At 70.7% G+C, this 2,022-nt stretch carries 2 protein-coding genes; both read right to left on the bottom strand.

Features of this window, described 5'->3' with window-relative positions:
• Positions 1-43: 43 nt before the first annotated feature.
• The gene (locus AB0C29_RS44460) at positions 44-1,105 is read right to left on the bottom strand and encodes a glycoside hydrolase family 27 protein (RefSeq protein ID WP_360833848.1); all 1,062 of its coding nucleotides are present in this window, start codon (positions 1,103-1,105) and stop codon (positions 44-46) included.
• A 60-nt stretch (positions 1,106-1,165) separates the two neighbouring features.
• Positions 1,166-1,936, bottom strand: coding sequence for a siderophore-interacting protein (locus AB0C29_RS44455; protein ID WP_360833846.1), 771 nt, complete (start codon positions 1,934-1,936; stop codon positions 1,166-1,168).
• Between the last annotated feature and the right edge of the window lie 86 nt (positions 1,937-2,022).

Genomic DNA, 2,022 nt, shown 5'->3' with positions numbered 1-2,022 from the left:
CCCAGCAGGCGGTCCCAGCTCATCCGGATGCCGGCCTCGACCGTCACCCGGGCCTTGACGCCGCGCGGCAGGACCTGAGCGGCTTGTCCAGCACCATCAGCCCGTCGCGGTCGGACACCACCGTGGCCTGCCGGCCGAGCGGGTCCTGGTCGATGGCGATGATGTCCCGGTTGCCGAGAATGGCCAGCGTCTGCGCCGAGGCGGTCCGCAGGTCGGTGCCGATGATCAGCGGTGCGGCCATCATCGCCCAGGTGCTCATGTGGGTGCGGTACTCGGTGTCGGTCATCCCGCCGTTGCCGATCTCCAGCATGTCGGGGTCGTTCCAGTGCCCCGGCCCCGCGTACGGGTACAGCGGCGCGTTCTGCGCGATGATCGAGCGCAGGCTCTCCCAGTTGTCGCTGATGTCCCCGGTGGTACGCCACAGGTCACCCACGCCCCGGGCCCACTCCCACGGCCGCGACGAGCCCCACTCGCAGATGGAGTAGACGATCGGCCGGCCCGCCCGGTCGAGGGCCTGGCGCATCGCGGTGTACCGCCGGATGTAGTCGGCCTGTGAGCCGTCGGACTGGTTGTTGCAGTTGTCGTACTTGAGGTAGTCGACGCCCCACTCGGCCCAGGTGCGTGCGTCCAGTTCCTCGTGTCCGAGGCTGCCGGGATAGCCGGCACAGGTCAGCGTGCCGGCGTCACCGTAGATGCCGAGCTTGAGACCTTTGCCGTGGATATAGTCGGCAACCCCGGCTATCCCGTTCGGAAACTTAACCGGATCAGGAACCAGTCGCCCATCCGCGTCCCGGGATTTCTGTGACCAGCAGTCGTCGATGTTGACGTACTCGTAGCCGGAGGCGGCGAGGCCGGAGGCGACCATCTTGTCGGCGGTCTCCCGGATGAGCTCTTCGTCGACCTCACAGCCGAAGGCGTTCCAGTCGTTGAAACCCATGGGAGGAGTGGGAACCAGCGTGGCGGCGCGCGAGTCCGCCGAGGCCGGGGTCGCCGGGCCGGCCGCGACCACAGCGGCGGGAGCGGCCAGGAGCAGGACCGCAGCGAGGGTGCGCAGGGAGCGGAACCGGCTGTGCATGGCGACCTCCAGGGTTTCCACCGACACCACGCACGGTAGGCCGACAGAGTGATGGCCGTCAATGAAAACTGAACCGGTCAAGCGTCCCGATCAGGCGTCCTCGGCGACGCCGGCCCGCCAGTAACCGCCGAAGTAGTGCGCCCGGGCGTCCAGACCCCGATCGCCCACGAGATGGCGGCGCAGCGCACGCACCATCGCCGCCTCACCCGCCACCCACGCGTACGGCTTGCCGGTGGGCAGCTCCGCGTCGCGCACCGCCTCGGCCGGAGCGACGCCGGTCAGCCAGGTGATCTGCACGTCGGCGGCGGGCGTGGCCAGCTCCCGGATGTCCTGTGGCGACGGCACCTGGACGAACACCCGCGCGCAGGCACCGACGTCCAGCTGCTCGAGGATGGAGGCGATCGCCGGCAACGCGGTCGCGTCCCCCACCAGCAGCTGCCAGTCCGCGTCGCCGGGCGCGTACGGGCGGGCCTGGGCGCCGTCGTCCTCGGCGGTGGCCGCGATGATGCCCAGCAGATCCCCGGGCCGGGCCGCCGAGGCCCACGCCGAGGCCGGGCCGGTGTCGCCGTGCAGGATGAACTCGACGTCGACCCGGCCGCTGCGCGGATCCTGCGACCGCACGGTGTACGTGCGCATGACCGGGCGCACCTCCGCCGGCATGGCCTGATACGAGCCGTACCAGTCGTCGGCCGCCGGCAGCACCGGCGCCGGCTGGCCGTCCCGGGCGAACAGCAGCTTGATGCGCTGGTCGGCGCCGCTGTAGGCGAGGCGGGACAGCTCCGGCCCGTCGAACGTGACGGCCACGGCGTGCGGGCTGAGCGGGCGGACGGCCACCACTTCGGCCAGGAGGACAGCGGGCATGAGCAGCCTTTCGTCGGGGGGTCCGGCTTTCCTTCAAGATCGCGGTTAGGCTAGCCTAACCTTATGACGAGCCCCCCACCGTCCGC

The sequence above is a fragment of the Actinoplanes sp. NPDC048791 genome (genome assembly GCF_040650095.1).
Taxonomy (GTDB): Bacteria; Actinomycetota; Actinomycetes; order Mycobacteriales; family Micromonosporaceae; genus Actinoplanes.
The sequence above is the reverse complement of the archived record's forward strand: the minus strand, read 5'-3'. Positions and strand labels throughout refer to the sequence as shown.